This window comes from Streptomyces sp. H51 (genome assembly GCF_035656535.1).
In the GTDB taxonomy this organism is placed as follows: Bacteria; Actinomycetota; Actinomycetes; order Streptomycetales; family Streptomycetaceae; genus Streptomyces.
In genome coordinates, this window is the sequence record NZ_JAYMHD010000079.1 from 18,010 (window position 1) to 36,729 (window position 18,720).

19 protein-coding genes are annotated in these 18,720 nt (G+C 71.0%); 16 read left to right on the top strand and 3 right to left on the bottom strand.

The genetic code is table 11. The features are described from left to right. Positions 1 to 288: 288 nt before the first annotated feature. The 4 genes from VKA29_RS30750 to VKA29_RS30765 are packed head-to-tail and all read left to right on the top strand — an operon-like array spanning position 289 to position 4,795. Positions 289 to 1,569: an ArgE/DapE family deacylase gene (locus VKA29_RS30750; protein ID WP_324789277.1), complete on the top strand. Its 1,281-nt coding sequence runs from the start codon at positions 289 to 291 to the stop codon at positions 1,567 to 1,569. Between the two features lie 21 nt (positions 1,570 to 1,590). Beyond that, positions 1,591 to 2,466, top strand: a complete 876-nt coding sequence (locus VKA29_RS30755; protein WP_324789278.1) for a FadR/GntR family transcriptional regulator — start codon at positions 1,591 to 1,593, stop codon at positions 2,464 to 2,466. Positions 2,467 to 2,498: 32 nt separating this feature from the next. Beyond that, positions 2,499 to 3,317: an alpha/beta fold hydrolase gene (locus tag VKA29_RS30760; protein ID WP_324789279.1), complete on the top strand. Its 819-nt coding sequence runs from the start codon at positions 2,499 to 2,501 to the stop codon at positions 3,315 to 3,317. A 17-nt stretch (positions 3,318 to 3,334) separates the two neighbouring features. Next, positions 3,335 to 4,795, top strand: a complete 1,461-nt coding sequence (locus tag VKA29_RS30765; protein ID WP_324789280.1) for an APC family permease — start codon at positions 3,335 to 3,337, stop codon at positions 4,793 to 4,795. 437 nt (positions 4,796 to 5,232) lie between these two features. Here VKA29_RS30765 and VKA29_RS30770 read toward each other — a convergent pair whose 3' ends face one another. Next, on the bottom strand, positions 5,233 to 6,282 hold the full coding sequence (locus VKA29_RS30770) for a LacI family DNA-binding transcriptional regulator (RefSeq protein WP_324789281.1): 1,050 nt from the start codon (positions 6,280 to 6,282) through the stop codon (positions 5,233 to 5,235). Positions 6,283 to 6,429: 147 nt separating this feature from the next. Here VKA29_RS30770 and VKA29_RS30775 point away from each other — a divergent pair, with 147 nt between their 5' ends. The 12 genes from VKA29_RS30775 (at position 6,430) to VKA29_RS30830 (ending at position 16,739) form a co-directional block, all read left to right on the top strand. Further along, positions 6,430 to 7,416 carry an asparaginase gene (locus VKA29_RS30775; protein WP_324789282.1) on the top strand — a complete coding sequence of 329 codons (987 nt, stop codon included), beginning with the start codon at positions 6,430 to 6,432 and terminating at the stop codon, positions 7,414 to 7,416. 60 nt (positions 7,417 to 7,476) lie between these two features. Then, entirely contained in the window at positions 7,477 to 8,367 is an 891-nt protein-coding gene (locus VKA29_RS30780; protein ID WP_324789283.1) for a polysaccharide deacetylase, read from the top strand. Beyond that, positions 8,364 to 9,740 (top strand): MFS transporter, encoded by a 1,377-nt coding sequence (locus tag VKA29_RS30785; protein WP_324789284.1) that lies wholly within the window; start codon positions 8,364 to 8,366, stop codon positions 9,738 to 9,740. The genes VKA29_RS30780 and VKA29_RS30785 overlap by 4 nt, the downstream gene beginning before the upstream one ends. A gap of 211 nt (positions 9,741 to 9,951) precedes the next feature. Further along, complete coding sequence (locus VKA29_RS30790; protein ID WP_324789285.1) at positions 9,952 to 10,740, top strand: SDR family NAD(P)-dependent oxidoreductase; 789 nt, start codon at positions 9,952 to 9,954, stop codon at positions 10,738 to 10,740. After that, complete coding sequence (locus tag VKA29_RS30795; protein WP_324789286.1) at positions 10,737 to 11,483, top strand: SDR family NAD(P)-dependent oxidoreductase; 747 nt, start codon at positions 10,737 to 10,739, stop codon at positions 11,481 to 11,483. Before VKA29_RS30790 ends, VKA29_RS30795 begins: the two co-directional genes overlap by 4 nt. Before the next feature lie 33 nt (positions 11,484 to 11,516). Then, positions 11,517 to 11,840: a hypothetical protein gene (locus VKA29_RS30800; RefSeq protein ID WP_324789287.1), complete on the top strand. Its 324-nt coding sequence runs from the start codon at positions 11,517 to 11,519 to the stop codon at positions 11,838 to 11,840. Between the two features lie 9 nt (positions 11,841 to 11,849). Next, a complete protein-coding gene (gene pxpA, locus VKA29_RS30805; protein ID WP_324789288.1) occupies positions 11,850 to 12,569 on the top strand; it encodes a 5-oxoprolinase subunit PxpA in 720 nt (239 codons plus the stop codon). A 43-nt stretch (positions 12,570 to 12,612) separates the two neighbouring features. Beyond that, positions 12,613 to 12,858, top strand: coding sequence for an acetyl-CoA carboxylase (locus VKA29_RS30810; protein WP_324789289.1), 246 nt, complete (start codon positions 12,613 to 12,615; stop codon positions 12,856 to 12,858). Between the two features lie 7 nt (positions 12,859 to 12,865). After that, positions 12,866 to 14,242 carry an acetyl-CoA carboxylase biotin carboxylase subunit gene (locus VKA29_RS30815; RefSeq protein ID WP_324789290.1) on the top strand — a complete coding sequence of 459 codons (1,377 nt, stop codon included), beginning with the start codon at positions 12,866 to 12,868 and terminating at the stop codon, positions 14,240 to 14,242. Beyond that, a complete protein-coding gene (locus tag VKA29_RS30820) occupies positions 14,239 to 15,129 on the top strand; it encodes an allophanate hydrolase subunit 1 (RefSeq protein WP_324789291.1) in 891 nt (296 codons plus the stop codon). Before VKA29_RS30815 ends, VKA29_RS30820 begins: the two co-directional genes overlap by 4 nt. Beyond that, complete coding sequence (locus VKA29_RS30825) at positions 15,119 to 16,099, top strand: biotin-dependent carboxyltransferase family protein (RefSeq protein ID WP_324789292.1); 981 nt, start codon at positions 15,119 to 15,121, stop codon at positions 16,097 to 16,099. Before VKA29_RS30820 ends, VKA29_RS30825 begins: the two co-directional genes overlap by 11 nt. A gap of 46 nt (positions 16,100 to 16,145) precedes the next feature. Beyond that, complete coding sequence (locus VKA29_RS30830; protein WP_324789293.1) at positions 16,146 to 16,739, top strand: biotin transporter BioY; 594 nt, start codon at positions 16,146 to 16,148, stop codon at positions 16,737 to 16,739. A 515-nt stretch (positions 16,740 to 17,254) separates the two neighbouring features. Here VKA29_RS30830 and VKA29_RS30835 read toward each other — a convergent pair. Both VKA29_RS30835 and VKA29_RS30840 read right to left on the bottom strand, forming a co-directional pair. After that, positions 17,255 to 17,896 (bottom strand): GntR family transcriptional regulator, encoded by a 642-nt coding sequence (locus VKA29_RS30835; RefSeq protein ID WP_324789294.1) that lies wholly within the window; start codon positions 17,894 to 17,896, stop codon positions 17,255 to 17,257. 48 nt (positions 17,897 to 17,944) lie between these two features. Continuing rightward, on the bottom strand, positions 17,945 to 18,691 hold the full coding sequence (locus tag VKA29_RS30840) for an SDR family NAD(P)-dependent oxidoreductase (RefSeq protein ID WP_324789295.1): 747 nt from the start codon (positions 18,689 to 18,691) through the stop codon (positions 17,945 to 17,947). Positions 18,692 to 18,720 lie beyond the last annotated feature (29 nt).

The window sequence follows — 18,720 nt, forward strand, 5'->3', positions numbered from 1 at the left end:
ACCCGCGGTTCCCGGAGACGCCCGGAGACGCCCGGAGACGGCGACCCCACGCAGGTTTCGGCAGCCGTCCCGCCGCCGGGTGTGACCCGGCCGCTCGGGCCGCGAGATCCGGCTCAGCCGCACGTCGCCGCCTGTCATCGAAAGGCTTGCCGATCCCGCGTGGTCCGGAACCCGCCCCTCCCGTCGCCGATGCCCCCGCCGCGATCCGCGCGTCCGGATTCCTTGACACACCCGGGGGCGGGTGGATTAATAGCCCGCACTTCAGACCTTTTATCGAAGGGTGGCCCCATGGCGGGTGTGCTCTCCCCACGGGACGCGGCACGGATCGACGACGCCATTGCCGAACAGGCGGAGGAGGCGTTCGTCCTCCTGGAGCGGCTGGTCGCCGCGCCGAGCACCCTGGGACGGGAGGCGACGGCGCAGTCCGTGATCGAGGAAGAGCTCGCCGGCCTGGGCTTCGAGGTGCGGCGGGTCGAGATCCCCGAGGCGATCGCCGACGATCCGCTGGCGGGCGTCCCCCCACTGCCCTATCAGGGCCGGTACGACGTGTACGGCACACTGGGCGGCAGCACCGACACCCCCGGACTCCTGCTGAACGGGCACATCGACGTGGTGCCCGCCGAGGACGGCGAGCTGTGGTCCTCCCCGCCGTTCGTCCCCACCCGGCGTGACGGCTGGCTCCACGGACGCGGCGCGGCCGACATGAAGTGCGGTTTCGCCATGGCCGCCCTGGCCCTGCGCGGACTGCGGGCGGCCGGCATCGGCCCCGCGCGCCCGCTGGGCTTCCTGAGCGTGGTGGAGGAGGAGTGCACCGGCCACGGCACCCTCGCCGCCGGCCGGGCCGGCATCCTCGGCGACAACGTCCTGCTGATGGAGCCCACCGACCTCGGCATCCTGCTCGGCGGCAGCGGCGTGCTGTGGGTCGACATCGAGGTGACCACGGGCGGCGGCCACGCCGAGCGAGCCGACCGCTCCAGCAATCCGGTGGTTCTCCTGGGCCGGGTGCTGGAGCGGCTGCGCGGTTTCGAGCGCACGGTCAACACACACCGCGACCCGGTGTTCGCCGGGATCGACCATCCCTACAACGTGAACATCGGCCGCATGTCCGCAGGCGACTGGACCTCCAGCGTGCCCGCCCGGGCGAGGGCCTCGGTCCGGATCGGCTTCCCCCGGTCATGGTCACCGGCCCGCGCCGAGCGCGAGGTCCGCGAGGCGATCGAACGGTCGGCCGCGGCCGACCCGCTGCTCGCGGCGCATCCCCCGACGGTGCGTGCCTCCGGCTTCCGCGCGGAGGGTTACGCCCTGGCCCCGGACCATCCACTGGTCGAGGTGGTGGCGGCGGCCCACCGGGACGCCCACCGCACCACCCCCGGAACATATGTGGTGGGTTCCACCACCGACGCGCGGTTCTACCTCAACCAGTTCGACCGCCCCGCGCTGTGCTACGGCCCGCGGGTGCGCAACATGCACGGAGTCGACGAAGCTGTGGAACTCGCGAGCATCGTGACGGGAGCGCGCACCCTCGCCCGGGTGATCCCCACGCTGCTGGCCGAACCCGGTTCTTGCTGACCACGAGTACGAGGAGACTCCGTGACCGACCGCCCCACCACCGACGAGGGCCCCTCTCCCGCCGTGCCCACCGGTGAACCCGACCTGTTCGCGGACATGTTCGCCGATGACGAACCGCCGGGGCTCAACAGGCTGTTCCAGCCACTGCAGATGCTGTCCGCCGGGGAGCGGATCGCCGACCGGCTGGTCACCGCGATCGCGCTGGGCGGCTTCGTGCCCGGCCAACGGCTGCCGAGCGAACGGGAGCTGTCCGCCATGCTGCAGGTCAGCCGCTCGTCGGTGGGGGAGGCGATCCAGCGACTGAGCGCCGAAGGCTATGTGACGGTCCGGCGGGGACGCACCGGGGGCGTCTTCGTCACGAGGTCGTGGGGGCCGGGCTCCACCGAGAAGATCCGCAGAACGCTCCTGCCGACCTGGAAGGCGATGGAGCAGATGCTCGAGTGCCGGGCCTTCACCGAGGAGATGATCGCCGGTGTGGCGGCCCGCCGCCGCACCGACGACGACATCGCCGCCATCAACGGCGCCCTGGAGGACTACCGCGCCGCCGGCGACGACCGTGAAGCCTCCCGGGCCGCGGACGAGGCCTTCCACCTGGCCGTGGCGCGCGCCACCCACAACGTGTACCTGGTCAAGCTGAGCCAGCGGCTGCGGCAAGCGGTCAACCTCGGTTTCCGGAGCGAACCGTACAGCCCGGAGCTGCGCCGGACGGCGCTGCGCCAGCACGCCTCGCTGGCCGAGGCGATCAACGACGGGCGGGCCGCGGAGGCAGGGGCCGTCGCCGCCGAACACTTCACCCTGACCACCGAATCCACCCTGCGCAACCTGGTCGCGCGGATCCGTGATGACGGGCAGCACCCGGAAGGAGAGACCACCCCGCCCGACCACGACCACGCCTGACACCCCGAAGAACCCCACGGAGAGGAACCCCCGTGCCCATCGCGGCCGTCAACGACATCCAGATCCATTACCGACTCGAAGGCGAGGGCCCCGAGACGATCGTCCTCGTCAACGGGCTGGCCGACGACCTGACCACCTGGGACTACCAGATACCGGCGTTCCTCGAGGCCGGATACCGCGTCCTGCGCTTCGACAACCGGGGCGTGGGGCAGACCAGCAAGCCGGAAGGCCCCTACACCAGCCGGATGCTCGCCGACGACGCCAAGGCGCTGGTGGACCATCTCGGCATCACCGACTTCCATCTGATGGGCACCTCCATGGGCGGCATGATCTCCCAGGAGTACGCCATCAACTACGGGAGCGACCTGCGCTCGCTGGTGCTGTCCTGCACCTACGCGGCCCCGGGGCCGTTCTGCTCCCGGCTGTTCACGGTCTGGGCCGAACTGGCGCCCACCCACGGGGTCCCCTTCATCATGCGTGAGGTGACCCTGTGGGCCTTCACCCAGGACTTCTTCGAAACCCGCCCCTCCGAACTCGCGGCCTTCGAGGACGAGATGGCGGCCATGCCGTGGCCGGCCGAGGCATACCTGTCCCAGCTCAACGTCATCCGCGAGCACGACACCACCGACCGGCTGTCCCGGATCACCGTCCCCACCCTGGTACAGGCGGGTGAGGAGGACGTCCTCATCCCGGTCAGGCTCTCCCGCAGGCTCCACAAGGGCATCCCGGACGCGGAGTGGGCGACCACCCGCGGCGGACACGCCTGCCTCTGGGAGCACCCCGACCAGTTCAACACCACTCTTCTCGAGTTCTGGGCCAGACACCGCCGCGCCGCCTCACCGGCCGGATGAAAGCAAGGAGCACCACGTTGTCACAGCACAGCACCCCCGGTGAGAACGGGAACGACGGGACCGCCTCCGGAAAGCTCGGCCTCCTGGGCGTGATGATGCCCGGTCTCGCCCAGGTCGGGCCGTTCTTCAACATCCTCTTCAGCACGGTCCTCGTCGCCGGCCTGGTCGGTGTCTCGACCCCCCTGGTGTATCTCATCGCCATGTTCGGGATCGGCGCGACCGCCAACAGCTTCGCCCAGTTCTCCCACAAGTATCCGAGTTCCGGATCATTCGTCACCTTCATCACGCGGGCCCTGGGCGCCCCGGTCGGTGTGGTGACGGGCGTGGTCGCGATGCTCGGATACGTCATCGCCTTCGGCGGCATCTACGTCTTCGTGGGCGACTACATACGCCAGAACCTGCTCGGTGACGCCCAGTTCACCGGGGCCACCGCGCTGATCACCGTCGCGTACGGCGTCCTGGTGCTCCTCCCGGCCATCCTCGGTCTGTCGTTCGGCATGCGCACCACCATCGCCCTCTACATCGTGGAGATCGTGGTCCTGGCCGTCTTCGTGATCGGCGTCCTGATCCAGGGCGGCAAGGACGGCCTCAGCCTGCTTCCCCTGACCCTGCACGGAGTCGCCGATCCCAAGAGTCTCGCCCTGGCACTGTCGCTCACCGTGCTCGCCTACGGCGGCTTCGAGGCCGCGGCGCCGTTCGCCGAGGAGACCGCCAACCCTCGCCGCAACGTGCCGATCGCCCTGCTCGCCAACGTCGCGATCAGCGGACTGGTCTACGTCCTCGGCTCGTACGCCCTGGTGATCGCGTTCGGCGTGGACCACGTGGACACGATGGTCAAGGACCCCAACCCGTTCGTGACCGCCGGCCACGCCTTCGTCCCGTTCGTCGCGGTCGCCGTCAGCTGGGTGTTCATGTCCAGCATCACCAGCTCCTACGTCGCCGCCAACCTCGAGACGTCCCGGGTCATCGCGGCCGGCGCACGCGGCGGGCTGTGGTGGGGCGGTCTGTCCCGGCTGCACCCGAAGTTCGGCACGCCGTGGGTCGCCGTCGTCGGCTTCGTGGTGCCCAGCGTGGCGATCGGCGTGGTCTCCACGCTGTTCACCGATCCGGGAACGGCCGCGGGCTTCCTCGGCACCTACGGCACCATCGGCTTCCTGCTGATGTACATGGTGACCAACGTCGCCCTGGTCGTCGAGTGGGTCAAGGACCGCCGTGCCGGCGAACGCGGCCACGTCTTCTCCCGGTTGATCTCGCCGGTCGTGGGGGTCCTGGTGCTGGTCATCCCCTTCTGGGGCGACTTCCAGCCGGGTCAGGCCGCACCGTACAGCTACCTGCCGGTGCTGACCGTCCTGCTGATCCTCGCCGGCGTCGCCTACATGCTCGTGCTGCGCAGCCGCAAGCCCCACGTCATGGACCGGGCGGCGGCTCTCCTCAGCGGGGAGGAGATCGACGAGGAAACCGCCCCGGCGGCCGGCTGATCCGGGCCGGTCCACAGCGTGGCACCGGAGGAGCGCGCCGCTCCTCCGGTGCCGTGGTGTCACGAGCGCCGTCGCCCCGGACCGGGTGAGCGCCTCGACGCGGTGGGTGGAGATGCCGACCGAAAGCACGTGCTCACCTCGGCGAAGCGAGTGTGCCGGCTCGCTTCGCACGGCGTTCACACCTTTCACGTGTGCGGGTCGGCGGTTGCTTCGCCCGTCACACCCGGTACAGGACGCCGCCCCTCGGGTCCTGCCGTCCGGCGCGGACGGTCCGCCGGCGAAACCGCCGTTCCTTCACGGTAGTTGCACGTTCGATCCGCCGGGCCCGCGATGAGCGCACCTGCCTCCCGTGCGGCGGCGGTCACACCTACGAGCACTTTCGTGACCGCCCCGGCCGGGCCGCCGACGCCATCGCGACGGCGGCCCACCTGCGTGTGTCAGCCCAGTGTGGAGGCGCGTGCGACCAGGGCGGGAGGCAACCGCTCGGATTCGACGTCCTCGCCCGCGAGCCGCTTCATGAGCAGCTGGGCCGCACGCACTCCCATGTCGTGCATGGGGGACCGGACGGTAGACAGTCCGATGGGCAGGGATCCCGCGAGCGGCACGTCGTTGAACCCGATGACCGCGATGTCGGTGCCGACGGTGAGTCCCGCGTTGCGGGATGCCTCCATGGCGCCGATCGCGGCGAAGTCGTTGACGGCGAACACCGCGGTGGGCCTGGTGCGCCCGGCCAGCAGCCGCTGCATGGCCTCGCGGCCCCCACCGGTGTCGAAGCGGGAATGCAGGATCCTGGAGGCCGGCACCTTGATCCCCGCGGCTGCGTAGGTGTCCCGGAAGCCCGCGGTGCGGTCGATGCCCGTGCTGGCGTACGGCTCACCGGCGATGACCCCGACCCGGCGGTGGCCCAGCTGCAGCAGGTGCTCGGCGGCCAGCTGACCGCCCCGGTAGTCGTCGCAGGTCACCGACGGGTGTGCGTCGGCCCGCCGGGAGACCAGCACTAACGGCACGCCACGCCCGGCCACTTCGTTCAGGAAGCGCCCGTCCACATGTGCGTCGCCGAAGATCATCCCGTCCACTCGACGGGCGAGCACCATCTCGGTGCGCTGGCGCTGCGCCACCGGGTCGTCACCGGTGTTGGCCACGAACGCGGAGAACCCCGACGCCGCGCACGCCTCCTCGATGCCCTCGTAGATGGTGGCCAGCACCATGTCGACGAGTTGCGGGACGAGCACCCCGACGAGGTTGCTGCGCTGGGTGCGCAGGCTCGTCGCATGCGGGTTGGGCGTGTAGCCGACTTCCTCCGCGATGCGCCGGATACGGTCGGCGGTCTCCCGCCCGGCCATCCGGACGCCGGTGCCCATCGTCCTGTTCAGGACCCGCGAAACTGTCGACACATGGACGCCGGCGAGCTCGGCGACCGTGCGCAGGGTGGCCCGTCCCGCAGCATCTATGTGTGGAAGCTGCCCCCCCGTAGAACCTTCGACCATTCCTGCCTTCCTCTCCACTCGCCAACATTTTCCCCCAGATGGCTTGACGCCTGCCCTCGGGTCGCATTTTATATGCGCAATCGTTCGGCGCAAACGTTCGCGCGGACATATCGGTCGGGCAAGACCGGGAGATCTCAGGAGGTATCGGTGCGGACCGTCATGGTGCTCGCGACCGGCGGGACAATCGCCACCCGGAGCAAGGCCACAGGCGGAGCCGTCGCGCGCGCCAGTGGCGCCGAGCTGGTGGAGCGGCTGGCCGCGGCCGACGGCGTCCGGGTCCAGGTCGACGACGTGTTCCGGATCGGCAGCTACCTGATGACCCTGGAGCGGATGCGGACGCTCGCGCTGCGGGCCCAGGAGCATCTGCGCGAGGAGGACGTCGCCGGCCTGGTGATCACACATGGCACGGACACGGCGGAGGAGACGGCGCTCTTCCTCGACCTCTTCCTGCACGACGAGCGTCCGGTGGTGCTCACCGGCGCTCAGCGGCCCGCGGACGCACCGGACAGCGACGGGCCGCGCAACCTCTCCGACGCCGTCACGGTGGCCGCGCAGCCGTCGAGCCGGGGGCTGGGCACACTGATCGTCTTCGACGGCTCGGTGTTCGCGGCGGGCGGGACGCGCAAGAGCCACACCACGGCATCGAGCACGTTCGCCTCCCCCGACGGCGGGCTGCTCGGCTGGGTGCGCGGCGGGACCGTCCACCTCTCACAGGCATCGCGGCCGCGGCTGCGGCTGGACCTGGCGGCCATGGACCCCTCCCGCGCGCGCGTCGACATCGTCGCGTGCTATCCCGGCGCGGACGCGACCGCCCTGCGCGCCTTCGCCGCCGCGGGCGCGCGCGGCATCGTGCTGGAGGCCACCGGCGCCGGCAACGCCAACACCGAGATCTGCGAGGCGGTGTCCGAACTGACGGCCTCGGGGGTCGTGGTGGCCACGTCCACGCGGGTCGCCGCCGGGCCCGTCGCCTCGATCTACGGCAACGGCGGCGGCGCCGACCTACTCGCCGCGGGCGCCGTCCCCACCGGGGTGCTGCGTCCGCCCCAGGCCCGGGTGCTGCTCGCGGCGCTCCTGGGAGTCCACGCCGACCCGCGCGCGGTGCGGGAGGCGCTGGCCGCCTACACCACCGGCTGAACCCAGCCGCTGGACACACGACTCCCGGCCGCGGTGGCCGGGTGATGGAAGGAGTCGACCTTGCCCAAGGAAATCCTGTGCGCGTTCGGCGTCGATGTCGACGCCGTCGCCGGCTGGCTGGGGTCGTACGGGGGCGAGGACTCCCCGGACGACATCTCCCGCGGCATGTTCGCCGGCGAGGTCGGTGTACCGCGTCTGCTGAACCTGTTCTCCCGGTACGACCTGCAGACCACCTGGTTCGTGCCCGGCCACTCGATCGAGACCTTCCCGGACCAGTTCCGCCAGGTCGTCGACGGTGGACACGAAGTGGGCGTGCACGGCTACAGCCACGAGAACCCGATCGCGATGACCCGCACCCAGGAGGCCGCGGTCCTCGACCGCTGCATCGACCTGATCGAGAGGGTCACCGACCGGCGTCCGACCGGCTATGTCGCGCCCTGGTGGGAGTTCTCGCCGGTGACCAACGAGCTCCTGCTCGAACGGGGTATCAAGTACGACCACTCGCTGATGCACAACGACTTCACGCCCTATCGCGTGCGGGTCGGCGACAGCTGGACCAAGATCGACTACACCGCCCGGGCCGAGGACTGGATGAAGCCGCTGGTCCGCGGCGAGGAGACCGAACTCATCGAGATCCCGGCGAACTGGTACCTGGACGACCTGCCGCCGATGATGTTCATCAAGGCCAGCCCGAACAGCCACGGCTTCGTCAACCCGCGGGACATCGAGCAGATGTGGCGGGACCAGTTCGACTGGGTCCACCGGGAGATGGACTACGCGGCCGTCACCTTCACCATCCATCCGGACGTCGCCGGGCGTCCGCAGGTGCTGCTCATGCTGGAGCGGCTCATCGAGCACATCAACGGCCACGAAGGCGTCCGCTGGGTCACGTTCGACCAGATCGCCGACGACTACGCCGCCCGTCACCCGTGGAAGGGGCAGACCAGATGAACAGCGAGACGGTCTCACCGACGGGCGACACGCCCGAGTCGGCACCGGCGCGCGGCCGGCGGCAGTTCCCGGCGTTCACCCGGAAGCAGACCAACACGGCCGTGGTCCTGGCGCTGCTGGCCTGGACCGTCGCGGTCTTCGACTACGGCCTGTTCGGGACCCTGCTCCCGGTGATGCAGAAGGACTTCGGCTGGACCGCGTCGACGGCCTACCTGGTCAACACGCTCATCGCCATCGGCACCGCGATCATCGCCTTCGGTGTCGGACCGGTCATCGACCGGCTCGGGCGCCGGCGCGGCATGATGGTCACCATCGGCGGCACCGCCGTGGCCTCCCTGCTGACCGCCATCACCCCCGCGAAGATGGGGCTGACGAGCATCGCCAGCATGGTCGGCGTACGGTCGCTCGGCGGCCTCGGCTTCTCCGAGCAGTCGGTGAACGCGACCTACCTCAACGAGGTGTTCTCGATCACCGAGGACGAGAAGAAGCGGGAGCGCCGCGGGTTCTGGTACGGCATCGTCCAGGGCGGCTGGCCGCTCGGCTTCCTGCTGTCCAGCGCTCTGGCACTCGTCCTGCTGGACTCGATGGGCTGGCGTGCGATGTACCTGGTCGCGAGCCTTCCCGCGGTCGTGCTGATCATCACGATCGGCAGGAAACTGCGGGAGACCCCGCAGTTCGAGCTGCACCAGAAGCTGACCAGGCTCAAGGCCGAGGGGAAGACCCGCGAGGCCGAGGAGATGGCTGCCGAGTACGGCGTGGAGCACACCGACAGCGCCCCGATCGCCCGGATCTTCCAGCCCGAGCTGCGCAGGAACACGATCGTGCTCTCGCTGGCGTGGATCGTGAACTTCTTCGGCATCAACATCTTCAGCGTGCTGGGGAGTTCCATCCTGGCCAACGCCAAGGGCGTGCAGCTGAGCACCGCGTTCTGGATGCTCATCGTCATCAACCTGGGCGCCTACTTCGGATACATCTTCCACGGCTGGCTGGGCGACCGCATCGGGCGCAAGCGGACCATCGTCATCGGGTGGATGATCTCCGGTGCGGCCTTCGCGGCGATGCTCTCCCCGCTGGTCACCAGCACGGCACTCATCGTGACCACCTACGCCCTGGGGCTGTTCTTCCTGGTGGGCCCGTACGCCGCGATCATGTTCTACATGGGGGAGTGCTACCCGACGGACTGCCGTGGCACCGGCACGGTGATCATCGGCGCGATGAGCCAGCCCGGCACCATCCTCGGCGGGTTCCTCTTCACCGGAGCGGCGGCTGCCTGGGGCACCGGCACGGCGGCGCTCTGGGTCGGCGCGGTCGGCACGTTCCTCTCCGGGGCGCTGATGCTGCTGGCCAAGCCCGTCGCCCGCCTGGAGCACTGACCGCTCACCACGGCGCGCGGCCGTTCACGGGGCCGGTGGGCGGGGCCCTCTCCACCCACCGGCGCCGTTCCCTCTCGCAGACCTCGCAGACCTCGCAGACCTCAGGGGTCCCGGAGGCCTCCCTTCCCCGCAGGCCCCGGTGACCACGAGGCCTCGCACATCGCACATGGCACATCGCACATCGCACAGAATTCTGAGAAAGGCTCACACCATGGCAGCACAGACGCAGGGCGGTGGCCTCGCGTCGGGTGTCGCGGTCATCACCGGAGCGGCCAGCGGGATCGGCCGGGCCCTCGCGGTCGGCTATGCCCGCCAGGGCGTACGCGTGGTGATCGGTACCTTCCCGGGCGATCCGCACGACCCCTACGAGACGCTGCGCCAGGCGGAGGCCGCCGGCGGCGAGGGGCTGGTGGTCGAGGTCGACGTCCGCGACAGCGCTCAGGTCGACGAACTGGCACGCAGCGCACACGCGGCCTTCGGGCGGATCGACTACGCGGTGGCCAACGCCGGCGTCCTGCGGCGCGCCCCGCTGGCCGACCTCACCGACGAGGCGTGGGACGACATGCTCTCCGTCGACCTGACCGGTGTGCTGCGGACCTTCCGGTCGTGTGCCCCCTACATGGGTGAGGGTTCCGCGATGGTCGCCGTCTCGTCCATCGCGGGAGGCGTCTACGGATGGGAGGACCACGCTCACTACGCCGCGGCCAAGGCCGGGGTGCTCGGACTGTGCCGCAGCCTGGCGGTGGAGCTGGCTCCCCGTGGCATCCGCGTCAACGCCGTCATACCCGGGCTCATCGAGACCCCCCAGTCCTCCGACCCGGTGAACTCCCTCGGCCCGGAGGGCCTCCTCCGCGCGGGCGGTGACATCCCCTTCGGCAGGGTGGGGCAGCCCGACGAGGTCGCCGACGTCATCCGGTTCCTCACCTCACCGCAGGCCGGGTACGTCACCGGCCAGCAACTCGTCGTCGACGGCGGCCTGACCGTGAAGATGCGCGCATGAGCGCGATCGCGGACCTGACCGGCCGGACGGCCCTGGTCACCGGTGGCGCCAGTGGCATCGGACGGGCGATCGCCGAGGCGTTCGTCGCCGCCGGGGCGCGGGTGGTCGTGCTCGACCACGACGCCGGAGCGGCCGAGCGGACCGCGCGGTCCATCGGCGCGGTCGGCGGCGTCGCCGCCGACGTCACCGACGAGGAACTGGTCCGGTGTGCCGTCGCCGCGGCCGAGCAGCTGCTGGGCCGGATCGACGTCCTGGTCAACTCCGCAGGCATCCTGACCCAGAGCCCGCTGGTGGAGATGTCGGCGGCACAGTGGCAGCAGACCATCGACGTGGACCTGACCGGGGTGTTCCTCATGTGCCGGTACGTGGTTCCCGGGATGGTGTCCCGCGGTCACGGCCGGGTCATCAACATCGCCTCCCAGCTGGCCATCAAGGGCGGGGCGTCGCTGACGCACTACTGCGCGGCCAAGGCGGGCGTCCTGGGCCTGACGAAGGCCCTGGCCCTGGAGGTGGCCCGGGACGGGGTGCTGGTCAACGCCATTGCCCCCGGCCCCATCGAAACGCCTCTGGTCGACGGGATATCCGAGGACTGGAAGCGGGCGAAGCGCGCCGAGCTGCCGCTCGGGCGGTTCGGGACGCCCGAGGAGGTCGCGCCGACCGCGGTGCTGCTGGCCTCGTCCCCCGGCGGTGACCTGTTCGTCGGCCAGACGCTGGGGCCCAACTCCGGCGACGTCATGCCGTAGGAGCGAACCGTGTGTGGCGCTTGTGGCAGGGCCGTGGCGACCGACGCCTGGTCCGGCATCTTCTGCACCGGCCGTGCCCGTTGGGAGGCCGCCCGGATCGTCAACGACGTGCTGGGCACGTGTGGCCATCCCGCGCGGGTGACCTGCTCGATCGGGGCGTGGGTGGTCCGTTCGGGGACGGGCCGGAGCGTCGTGGTGACCACCGTCAGCCAGTTGTGGCAGGTGCTCCTGTCCCTGCCGGGCCCCCGCCTCGATGTGGCCGGGGTACTGGCCGGCCGGCCGCCGACCCCGGTCCTCGACGCCGTCGCCGCCTCGGCGAGCGCGGCTTCCCCATCGCATCCCCCTACTACCCCATAAGGTGTGATAATGCCTGTAAGTCTCAATTCCGACCTGGGTGAATCATTCGGCATTCACTCGTTCGGCAACGACGACGCCCTGCTACCGCTGGTGGACGCCGCCAATGTGGCCTGCGGGTTCCACGCCGGCGACCCGGTGGGCATCCACCAGACGGTGACGAAGGCGGCCGCCGCCGGGGTCGCCATCGGCGCCCACCCCGGTCTGCCCGACGCGGTGGGCTTCGGGCGCCGGGAGATGAAGCTGTTCTCCGACGAGGTGCGCGCCCTGGTCCTCTACCAGGTCGCGGCGCTCAAGGGCTACCTGGACGCCGAGGGAGTGCCGCTGCGCCACATCAAGCCGCACGGATCGCTCTACGGCATGGCGGCCCGCGACGAGGAACTGATGGACGCCATCTGCGATGTGGCCGTGCAGTACGGTGTCCCGGTCTACGGCATGGCCGGGACCGCGCACGAACGCGTCGCGGCGAGGCGCGGCGTCCCCTTCGTCGCGGAGTTCTACGTCGACCTCGGATACCGGTACGACGGCAGCCTCGCCATCGTCCGCCGCCCCCACGCCACGGCGCCCCGTCTCGCCGCCGACCGCGCCCGGCTCGCGCTGACCGACGGTCTGGTCGAGACGGACTCCGGCCGGCGCATACCCGTTCGCTTCGACAGCATCTGCGTGCACTCCGACACCCCGAACGCCGTCGAAGTGGCCACCGCCGTACGCCAGGTCATCCAGTCGGCCTGAGCACTCCCCGACAGACAACGAAGCAGACCCTGAAGGGACATCCATGTCCGAGCACACTGTGCGCTCCCCCATGCCGGGCGTCTTCTACCGGTGCCCGGCACCGGGCCGGCCGCCGTTCGCCGAGATCGGCGCAACCGTCACCGCCGACCAGACCATCGGAATCATCGAGGTGATGAAGCAGTTCGCCGAGGTCAAGGCCGGAGCCCCGGGCAGGGTGACCGCCTTCATCGCGGAGAACGACGCGCTGCTCGGTCCCGGAGACCCGGTCGCGACCATCGAGGCGGGCTGACGACGACATGCGCAAACTCCTGGTGGCCAACCGAGGCGAGATCGCCGTGCGCGTCATACGGGCGGGCCGCGAACTCGGCGTGCGGACCGTCGCGGTCTGCAGCGAGGCCGACACCGACGCCCTGCACGTGCGTCTGGCCGACGAGCACGTGGTGATCGGCCCCGCTCCCGCGGCCCGCAGCTATCTCGACAGCGACGCGGTCCTGTCCGCCGCCGCCCGGTCCGGGGCGGACGCCGTACACCCCGGCTACGGATTCCTCTCCGAGCGCGCCGCGTTCGCCCAGCAGGTCGCCGACGCGGGAATGACGTTCGTCGGTCCCTCTCCCGAGGCGATCCGGCTGATGGGCGACAAGGCGCTGGCCCGCTCCACCGCCGCCCGCGCAGGCGTGCCGACGGTACCCGGCTCCGACGGCGCGGTGACCGACCTGAGCGATGCCCTGGAGGCCGCCGAGCGTGTCGGCTATCCGATCGCGGTGAAGGCGGCGGCCGGCGGCGGCGGCCGCGGCATCCGGATCGTGGAGAGCCCGGACGAGCTGCGTACGGCGCTCCCCCTCGCCCAGGCCGAGGCGGCGGCGGCGTTCGGCAGCGGCGAGGTCTACCTCGAGCGGTTCGTGCCCCGGGCCCGCCACATCGAGGTACAGGTCTTCGGCGACGGCGAGCACTTCCTGCACCTGGGCGAGCGCGAATGCTCCCTGCAGCGCCGCCGGCAGAAGATCGTCGAGGAGGCGTGCGCGCCCGGCCTTCCCGCACGGGTCCGCCAGGCCATGACCGAGGCAGCGGTGCGCCTGGCGGCCGAGGTGTCCTACTCCGGCGCCGGGACGGTGGAGTTCCTCTACGACTCCGTGCGGGAGGAGTTCTTCTTCATCGAGATGAACACCCGCATCCAGGTCGAGCACCCGGTCACCGAGATGGTCACCGGCAGGGACCTGGTGCGTGAACAGCTCACGGTCGCCGCGGGCGCCTCCCTGTCCTTCACCCAGGAGGAGGTGGAACTGCGCGGACACGCCATGGAGTTCCGGCTCAACGCCGAGAACCCCGACCTGGGGTTCATGCCCAGCCCCGGCACGATCACCGCGATGCGGATGCCCGGGGGGCCGTTCGTGCGCGTCGACTCCGGCTGCGAGCAAGGCGGCCAGGTCAGCCCGTTCTACGACTCCCTCATCGCCAAGCTGATCGTCTGGGGCGACACCCGCGAGACCGCCCTGGCACGCGCCCGCCGGGCACTCGACGAGGTCGAGGTGGAGGGAGTGGCCACGACGGCACCGTTCCTGCGTGCTCTGGCCGACCTGCCGGAGTTCGTCGAAGCGGACTACCACACGACATTCCTGGAGAGCCGGCTGGCCGGCCGTGCCTCCGGACACGACGGCACCGGGAGGACCGCGTGAGTGCGCCCATCGGCAGCCACTACTCGTGGGGCGGGGACGAGCACCTCGTCGTCCGACTCGACGAGGCCATGAGCCTCGAGGTCAACTTCCGGGCGATGGCCATGGCCAGACTGCTGCACAGCCGGAAGCCGCCGGGCGTGGTCGACATCTGCCCTGCCAACGCCTCCCTCATGGTGCGGTTCGACCCGGACGTCATCGCCCCCGCGGCACTGGAGGCAGCCGTCCGGCAGGTGGAGCGGGAGGTCGGTGAGGCGCCGTCGCTGACGCTCGAGACACGCATCGTCGAGGTGCCCGTCTGGTACGACGACCCGTTCACCAACGAGACCGGGGCCCGGTTCCGCGACCGCCACCAGCGGCCGGAGGGCAACGACCTGGAATTCGCGGCGATCGAGAACGGACTGCCCTCGGTGCAGGCGTTCATCGACCGCCACTCCGGTTCGCCGTGGATCACGTCGATGGTCGGCTTCGTCGCCGGACTCCCCTTCCTCTTCCAGATGGTCCCGCAGGAGCGGCAGCTCGAAGTCCCCAAGTACCTGCGCCCCCGCACCGACACACCGGCGCTGACCGTCGGGTACGGCGGCTGCTTCTCCTGCATCTACTCCGTGCGCGGCGCCGGCGGCTACCAGATGTTCGGCGTCACCCCGGTGCCGATCTTCGACCCGGCCCGGAAACTGCCCGACTTCGAGGACTTCATGGTCTTCTTCCGGCCCGGCGACATCGTGAAGTTCCGTCCGATCGACGAGGGCGAGTACGAGCGCATCAAGGCGGATGTCGCGGCGGGCACCTTCCGCTACCGCCAAAGCCCGGTCGACTTCAGCCTGCGCGGCTTCCTGGCAGGCCCGGACGCCTACAACGCCACACTGCTGGAGGCCCTTTATGGCCATTGAGATCGTCAACCCCGGGCTTGCCTCGAGCGTCCAGGACCAGGGCCGTCCCGGCTACTACTCGGTGGGCATCCCGCCGTCGGGCGCGGTCGACCTGTACTCCGCACTGGCCGCGAACCTGCTGGTCGGCAACGAGGACGGCGCCGCCCTGATCGAGACCGCCTACATGGGGCCGGAGCTGCGCTTCACCGAACCCGCGCTGGTGGCCGTCACCGGTGCCCGGATGCCGGTCCTGGTGGGCGGCCGCCCCGCACCGCAGTGGGAGTCCTTCCGCGTCGCGGCCGGCGACGTGCTCTCCTTCGGCTACCTGGAACAGGGCGCCCGGATCTACATCGCCGTGGCCGGGGGTGTCGACGTGCCGCCGGTGCTGGGCAGCCGGTCGACGTACGCCCTCGGGTCGTTCGGCGGGTTCGAGGGCCGTGTGCTGCGGGCAGGGGACGTGCTGCCCGTCGGTACCGGCGGCGGCCGGCCGGGACTGGTCGTGCCCGAGCACCTGCGTCCCGTGCTGTCCCGCGAACTCGACCTGCGCGTCATGATCGGCCTGTACGACCACCGGCTCACCCCTACGGGCCTCGCCTCGCTGCTGGACACCACGTGGACCCTGACGCCGGTGGCGGACCGGATCGGCTTCCGGTACAGCGGCGGGACGCTGGAGTGGGAGGAACGGGTGCAGCCCTTCGGCGCCGGATCCGACCCGTCGAACATCGTGGACGCCGGATACCCGCTCGGCTCCATCCAGGTGCCCGGGGGAGTGGAGCCCATCATCCTGCACCGCGACGCCGTCTCCGGCGGCGGTTACGCCATGGTCGCAACGGTGATCAGCGCCGATCTCGACATCGTCGGCCAGTCCGCGCCCGGCACCCGCACCCGCTTCCGCCCGGTGTCCATGGAGCAGGCGCTGGACGCCAGAGCAGCGGCCGCGGAGCGCGTCCGACAGCTGCGCACGGCGCTGACCCCACCCCAGCCGTCCTGACCCACCCGCTGCCCCCTCCACACAGTCCGAAAGGATTCCCGCCACCATGAGTTCCCTCGCACAGGCCGCCCCTCGAAGGGGCGCGCTCGTCGACCTCTGGGCGCGCAGCCGCACCCGCGACGCCGTGCTCGTCGTCGGCGCCGCCGGGCTCACCGCCCTCGCCGCCCAGATCTCGGTGCCGGTGCCCGGTTCACCGGTGCCCGTCACGTTGCAGACGTTCGCCGTGCTCGTGACCGCGGCGGCCCTCGGCGCCACCCGCGGCGCGCTGAGCCAGCTGGTCTATCTCGCCGCCGGTGCCGTGGGGCTGCCGGTCTTCTCCGGTGCCACCGGCGGCATGCCCGCCGTCCTCGGCGCGACCGGCGGCTACCTCCTCGGGTTCGTCGTGGCCGGCTACCTCGTGGGGGCGCTCGCCCAGCGGGGCGCCGACCGGAGCCTGCGCGGCACCCTGCTGACGTACGTCGCCGGTTCGCTGGCCGTCTACGCGCTGGGGGTCCCCGTGCTCGCCCTGGTCACCCACCAGTCGCTCGGCTGGGCCGTCGCCCACGGCCTCGTGCCGTTCCTCGTGGGTGACGTCCTCAAGGCACTGGCCGCGAGCGCACTGCTGCCCGCGGCGTGGCGTGTGACGGGCCGCACCCGCTGACCCGGCGCGCGGCCGTACCTTCCGGCCCCGCGGGCGCCCGCCCGCGGGGCCGGCGGCGCCCGCCGACGCGCGGACTGCCGCATGCCGCGCCCCCCTCTGTCGTCGGGCGGGCCGCGACCGGTGTGCTCTGCGAGCCGGCCCCGTGCCGCAGGCGGACGACCGGTGCGCCGGCGTCCGTCCTGGCCCGCACCACCGTGCGGCCACCGCGACGGTCAGGTGCCAGGGGTGGTGATTCCGCTGGTCGCGGTGGAGCCCAACCTTGCCGATGCGGTGTGTCGTGGCGGTCGGCCGACCGCCCGGACGCGGCTTTCCACCGCACCGGCAGCTGACGGGGCCCCGGCTGAGCATGCCGTGGTGCCAGGTCAGGGCGGCCGGGTGGGCGTCATATCGCTCTGTGCGGAACAGCCGGGCACCACCGGGCGCACCGGTGCGCCGAGGCCGACGACATCGGCGGGGCGCGCCGGGACGGCCCGGCGCGGACGCTCGCCGGCCGGCCGCGGCCCCCGGGGGTGGCCTCAGTCCGTGAGATGCTCCAGGATCCGGTGCATCCCGCTGTTCCAGTTCTCCTTGAGCGCCGCCACCGCCGCGTCGGTGTCGCCGCGCTGCAGACACTGCGCGATCCGCTCGTGCTCCACGGCGGAGCGCTCCAGGATGTCCTGGTCGCCGAGGGCCACCCGCTCGTAGCGGTGCATCGTCACCTTCAGCGAGGTGATCAGCTGCATCAGCCGGTCGTTGGTGCAGCCCGACAGGAGCAGGTCGTGCCATGCGTCGTCGTAGCGCTCTATGACGTCGTGCGGAGCCTGCGGCGCGGAGAAGGCCCGCGCCTCCTCGAGGAGTCGGGGTGCCGTCGCCCGCAGGTGCTCCGGGTCGCTGGACTCCAGGGCCAGCGCCTCCAGCGCCGCCACGATCGCGGTCAGGTCACGGAACTCCTGCGCGCTCAACGGCGTGAACCGGAAACCCTTGCCGCGCTCGCTGGTGATGACGCCCTCGCGCTCGAGCGTGATCAACGCCTCGCGCAGCGGAGTGCGACTGACCCCGAGTTCGGTGGCGAGCTGCCCCTCGTTGATCGGCTCATTGGTGGCGATCGTGCCGCGCCCGAGGCGCTTGATCAGTTCCTCCTTGACCTGTTCGCGCAGCGGGCGGTTCTCGATTGGCATGTGGGGCAGCCCTCCTCTTCCGTCGGTCGATTATCCGTTAACGGCGAGTCACGCGGTACCCGCGCCGTCGACCGGGATGATCGCCCCGCTCACGAACGACGACGCGTCGGACGCCAGGAACGCCACGGTCTGGGCGATGTCCCTCGGCTGCCCGATCCTGCCGAGGGGCCGGTCGGCGGCCTCGGCGTAGAACGCGTCGGAGCTCTCGCCGAGTTGCCGGGCTTCCTCGGCCAGCATGCCGGTGGCCGTGTCGCCGGGGCAGACGCAGTTGACGCGGATGTTGTCGGGACCGTGGTCGATGGCCATGGCGCGGGTCATGTTGACGACGGCGCCCTTGGAGGCGCAGTAGGAGATGGCCCGACCGCCGCCCGAAATGCCCCATCCCGATCCGGTGTTGATGATCGAGCCGCCGCCCTGCGCTGCCATGCCGGGAATCACCAGGCGGCTCATCAGCATGATGGAGCGGACGTTCACGGCCATCACCAGGTCCCAGTCGTCCTCGGTGATCTCGCAGACGGTGGAGCGGCGGATGACGCCGGCGTTGTTGAACAGCACGTCGACGCCGCCGAAGTGTTCCCGCGCGGCGGCGGCCACGGCCTCGCAGTCCTCGCGCCGCGAGACGTCGCAGCGGACGAAGACACCGCCGGTGTCCCTGGCGGTCCGCTCGCCGCCGTCCGGGTCGATGTCGGCGATGACGACGCGGGCGCCGAGTTCGGCGAGGACCTGAGCGGTGGCCCGGCCGATGCCGGTGGCTCCGCCGGTGACGATGGCACGCTTGCCGTCGAGAGTGATCATGAGGGTTCCTTCATGGTGTACGGGGGCGC